The organism is Collimonas fungivorans, from assembly GCF_028292705.1.
Taxonomy (GTDB): Bacteria; Pseudomonadota; Gammaproteobacteria; order Burkholderiales; family Burkholderiaceae_D; genus Collimonas; species Collimonas fungivorans_B.
In genome coordinates, this window is the sequence record NZ_JAQGLV010000065.1 from 1 (window position 1) to 5,131 (window position 5,131).

Here is a 5,131-nt window from a genome sequence, read left to right on the forward strand (position 1 = left end):
AGCGGCAAAGCGGCCGTTGTGGGTACGGATCGCCCACTGGCTCATTGCGTTTGCAGTCATCATCATGATGTTCTCTGGCTGGGCGATCTATAACGCGTCCCCCATCTTTCCCGGCTTTACTTTCCCCGCGCAGCTGACGCTGGGCGGCTGGCTTGGTGGTGCGCTTCAATGGCATTTTGCGGCGATGTGGCTGGTGTTCTGTTGCGGTATTACTTATCTGTTCCTGAACCTCATCACGCTGCGCCTGTTCCGCCAGTTTTTCCCGCTCTCTGCAAAAACATTCGCGCGCGATCTGGGCGCTGCCTTGCGCGGCAAGCTGGCGCACGATGCCAGCGGTACCTACAACGCCGTGCAGAAAGCGGCGTATCTCGCCGTCTGCGTGGCATTGGTCGTGGTCGTTCTTTCCGGACTCGCGATCTGGAAGCCGGTACAACTGGCGCCGTTACGCGAGCTGATGGGTGGGTATGACACCGCGCGCGTAGTGCATTTTGGCGCGATGGCGTTTATTGCCGCGTTTCTTATCGTGCACATCGTCATGGTTGCGCTGGTACCGCGCTCGCTGATCGCGATGGTGACAACGCCGAGGAAGAAAAAATGACGGACCCTAAATCGAAGTTACTGGTGATTCCGAAATCGCTCGACCGCGACATGATCCTGAAAGACGCCGAGCGCCTGCTGGAAGCACCGGCGCGGCGTCTTTTTGCCAAGCGCGCCCTCACGCTCGGCGGCTTATCGCTGTTGACTGGCTGCCAGCTGACCAACGAAAAATCGGTGAATCAATTCCTGACCGCGGTATCGCGCCTGAACGACGGTGTACAGGGCTGGATGTTCGATCCTAAGCAGCTGGCGCCGACCTATCCCGAATCAATGCTGACCAAGCCATTCCCATTCAACGCGTTCTACGACATCGACAGCACGCCTGAAGTCAACGGAGAAAGCTACAAGCTTGAGGTGAGCGGGTTGGTGCAGGACAAGCACGCCTGGACACTGCCGGAATTGTACGCGCTGCCGCAGACCAGCCAGATCACGCGCCATATTTGCATTGAAGGCTGGAGCGCAATCGGCCACTGGAGCGGGACATCATTTGCAGGGTTCTTGAAGCGGATTGGCGCCGATACGAGCGCCAAATATATCGGCTTTAAATGCGCCGACGATTATTTTGAAAGCATCGACATGGCAAGCGCATTGCACCCGCAATCCTTGTTGACCTTCACCTACGACGGACAGATCCTGCCGCCAAAATACGGCTATCCGATGAAGTTGCGGATGCCGACCAAGCTAGGCTATAAAAATCCGAAGCATATCGTGGCCATGTTCGTGACTAACACCTACCCTGGCGGCTATTGGGTGGACCAGGGATATAACTGGTTCGGTGGCGTCTGACCCGTCAGGATGAAGAGTAGTGGGCGCATCGGCCACACGCAGCCTTACAGATGATAGATGATGAAAAAAAAGCCGCCGTGCGATGAAATCGCATGGCGGCCGTGTGGCGCTGGATCGCACACCTTCCAGCGATCACATCGGTGGCGCAACCCCATCTTTCTCGACTAGAATCCGCGCCGCAGTCAGGTTGGTGGCTGTGCCATTGGCGACAACGAATACTTTCTTTCCAGCGATCAGGTCAGCACGTTTTGCCGGCACAGGGGTCACCACGGGCGTATTTTCCGGCACAAGGACTTCCTGGCTACCGCCTTTATAGGACAGTTGCAAGGTACGTCCATTCACGCCAGTCGCGACGGTATCGACATTGGCATTGGTCATCATGCTACCTGGCAGCAAGTCCCATGCGTAGTGCCCTTCACCGGTACCACGTGCGGCTTCGGGAAACACCAGGACCTCCATCGCAACGAGTTTTCCGCCTGGTGCGGCTTTGGTCGCGGTGCCAATGAACGCGCCTTTTTGAATGTCGGAAAGCTTGATGTTTTTCACCGCGCCCACGGCCTGGTCTGGCGTGATGGCAATCTTGACGGTATCACCGCTGCGGCGATGAACCGTTAGCGTGGTGGCGTCGACTGCGACGATCTCACCACGGATACGGGTTGGAGCTGGTGCTTGGGCGTGGGCGGCGGCACTGGATACCAGCGCGGCAGCTGCGATCATCCGTAAGGCGTTTTTTGGGGAAATGTACATATCAGATTCCTGTGTTGGAGACATTCGAAAACGAGGAGAGATGATGATACCGCAGGATAAAGTTTCAGACATTTAAGGAGCTGGCCGGCGGCGCCTCCAAGATAGCGTGTCGCCTTCAGGAGTGAACAGAACGCGCAGGCGTCTTCGCGGTCAGCAGCAACGCGACAAGGCTCAGCAACGCGGAGGCAGACAGGTAATAACCGACATATTTCAATCCATAGTGCGCCGCCAGCCAGGTGGCGACGTAAGGCGCAAGTGACGCGCCCAGAATGCCGGCCAGGTTGAATGTCAGGGAGGCGCCCGTGTAGCGTACTTCGGCGGGGAACAGTTCCGACAGCATTGTGCCCAGCGGCCCGTAAGTCATCCCCATCAGGCTAAGGCCGATGACGAGAAACGCCGCGACGACCCAGGTATTTCCGGAGCCGAAAAGTGGCGCCAGCATCAAGCCAAATATTGCGATCGCCGCCGATACTCCAATCAGGGTCTCGCGCCGCCCGTGGCGGTCGGCCAGCACGGCGGAAATCGGAATGGTCAGACCGAAAAACAGTACCGCGATCAGTTGCAGGATAAGGAAATCCTTGCGCGAAAAGCCTAACGCGGTCGTGCCCCAATTCAGCGTGAACACCGTCATCAGGTAAAACAGCACGAAGGTAGCAATCGCGATGATGGTGCCAAGGACGAGCGCGCGAGCGTGGTCGCGGAATACCGTCAACACCGGAACCTTTACGCGTTCGTTCTTTTCGAGCACTTTCTTAAAGGCCGGCGTTTCGGTCAGCTTCAGGCGCACATACAAGCCGACAATCACGAGCAGCGCGCTGGCGAGGAAGGGAATGCGCCAGCCGTAGCTGAAAAACTGCGTGTCGGTCATGGTCTGAGTCAGCAGCAGGAAGGTGCCGCCGGACAGCAGGAAGCCGAGTGGCGCACCCAGTTGCGGAAACATGCCGTACCAGGCGCGCTTTCCAGGCGGCGCATTTTCGGTCGCGAGCAAAACCGCGCCGCCCCATTCGCCACCGAGGCCGAGACCCTGGCCGAAACGGCACATCGCGAGCAGCACCGGCGCCAGTGTGCCGATCGTGTGGTACGTCGGCAGCACGCCGATGATGACAGTGGAGATGCCCATCGTCAGCAGCGCTGCTACCAGCGTGGCCTTGCGGCCGATCCGGTCGCCGAAATGGCCGAACACGGCCGAGCCGATCGGCCTCGCAAAGAAGGCAAGCGCAAACGTGGCGAGCGACTGCATGGTGGCGGCAGTCGCATCGGTGGCAGGGAAAAAGAGTTTGGGGAAGACCAGGACCGCAGCGGTCGCATAGATGTAGAAATCGAAAAATTCGATCGTAGTGCCGATCAAACTGGCGAACAGCACCGTGCCGGCTGAATTGGGGCTACCTTGTTGTGCTTTGTTCATTTTGGTCCCTGATATACGGCGCGAGGCTTGCGCCGATTGGCATTTTACTACCAGAAAGCAATAACGCTCCACCCCGGATTGCCCCCGCGCTTAGGCTGACATTTCTTTAGACCATTGATTTATCGACATGTGGCGGCATATTGCACCGCACAGGTCATCCAATCAATGCCTTGAAAGGCTGTATGTCTGTTTCCTCCGTTAAGCTGGGTTCATTCTTGCCTCGCCTGCTCAGTTCGCTGCGCGCCTTCTTCCTAATTCCAGAGCCGAACGACTTGGACTTCTGGTTTGATAACACCGAGCTGGCCCAATTGCATACCAGCACTGCCGTGCCAACTGACATGTGTATCGACGTTCAGACATGGGGCGACCTTTTGCTCGAACAGTACGCCAGTCTTTTGTCAGCAGGCGTCAGTATCTTCGGGCAGCAAGTGCTGCACCGGCGATTGCGTACCGGGCTCGACGAAACGGCCTGCGCGGCACAAATGGCGAGGGTGAAGGCCCTGACCGCCGACCCTGAGCAACTGGCCGCGCTCGATCGCGCCTGCCAGCCCTTGCGACGCGCCCAGACGGAGATTGCGGACCTGCTATTTGGCGCCAGGACTCCTAAAGTTGAGCCCCCTTGGACACGCTACGTCGGTGTGGTCGGCCCCATTTTCCTTACCGCGGTTGCCGTCACTTTTGTGTGGCCGCTGGCTTGGGCGGCTGTAGCTATTTCGTTTGCAACGTTATTGGCAATTCGGTTTCGCTACATCAGTGCAGCCGAAAGATGGGATACGTCGATGGAGTCGCTGCAACACTTGCTAGGAGTTTGCAGCGCACTGGGTGCGCGCGGCGAGCCGCTACTTCGCCCGTTCCGGGAATTGCACGCGCGCGCCGGCCAGATCAATCGCAGCCTTTCCCGAACGCCGCTAGTTGCATTGATTCCCGGCTCCCAGGAGTACCTCGACTGGTTCATGCTGGGCAATGTCAGGCACTATTTCAAATCCGTGTCGAGGGTCCAGGCCGATATCGCCTACCTGCGCGAGTGCTACTTATTGATTGCGAACCTGGAAGCAGACATCGCACTTGCACGGCATGTGCTGGCTACGCCGGAGGTATGCTGGGCCGAGCGGTATGACGGTACCGACATCGCGCTCGAGCAGGTAGTGCATCCCCTGCTTGCGCAAGCGGCGCCGCTGTCAATCACCCTAGCTGGGAAAGGTGCATTCATTTCCGGCCAAAATGGGATCGGCAAGAGCACACTATTGCGCACCATCGGCCTTAACCTGGTGGTGGCACGCGCTTTTGGATTTTGTTATGCGCGCAGCGCGGTCGTGCCCACGCGGGCGGTCTACGCGAGCATCCAAAACGAGGACTCATTGCTAGGCGGCGAGAGCCTGTACATGGCTGAACTGAGGCGCGCCCGGGAGCTGTTGGCGTCCGCTGAGGGTCCCCATCCGGGCATCTATATCATCGATGAAATCTTTCGGGGCACGAACCACCTTGAATCGGTATCGGCCGCCGCCGCGGTCCTCGATGCACTTGCCGCCAAGGGCGTGGTGATCGTCTCGTCGCACAATCTGGTACTGGCGCCGCTACTTGAGCACTGTTTGACAC

5 protein-coding genes are annotated in these 5,131 nt (G+C 58.3%); 3 read left to right on the plus strand and 2 right to left on the minus strand.

The window, feature by feature from the left end:
- Positions 1–16: 16 nt before the first annotated feature.
- Entirely contained in the window at positions 17–598 is a 582-nt protein-coding gene (locus JWQ61_RS03175) for a cytochrome b/b6 domain-containing protein (RefSeq protein ID WP_304359238.1), read from the plus strand.
- Positions 595–1,383, plus strand: coding sequence for a molybdopterin-dependent oxidoreductase (locus JWQ61_RS03180; RefSeq protein WP_304359234.1), 789 nt, complete (start codon positions 595–597; stop codon positions 1,381–1,383). Before JWQ61_RS03175 ends, JWQ61_RS03180 begins: the two co-directional genes overlap by 4 nt.
- A 132-nt stretch (positions 1,384–1,515) precedes the next feature.
- Here JWQ61_RS03180 and JWQ61_RS03185 read toward each other — a convergent pair whose 3' ends face one another.
- Both JWQ61_RS03185 and JWQ61_RS03190 read right to left on the minus strand, forming a co-directional pair.
- Positions 1,516–2,130, minus strand: coding sequence for a hypothetical protein (locus JWQ61_RS03185; protein ID WP_304359235.1), 615 nt, complete (start codon positions 2,128–2,130; stop codon positions 1,516–1,518).
- A 115-nt stretch (positions 2,131–2,245) separates the two neighbouring features.
- Positions 2,246–3,535 carry an MFS transporter gene (locus tag JWQ61_RS03190; protein ID WP_304359236.1) on the minus strand — a complete coding sequence of 430 codons (1,290 nt, stop codon included), beginning with the start codon at positions 3,533–3,535 and terminating at the stop codon, positions 2,246–2,248.
- Between the two features lie 182 nt (positions 3,536–3,717).
- Between JWQ61_RS03190 and JWQ61_RS03195 the strand changes: the two genes are divergently transcribed.
- A partial coding sequence (locus JWQ61_RS03195) for a DNA mismatch repair protein MutS (protein ID WP_304359237.1) occupies positions 3,718–5,131 on the plus strand: 1,414 nt, incomplete at its 3' end.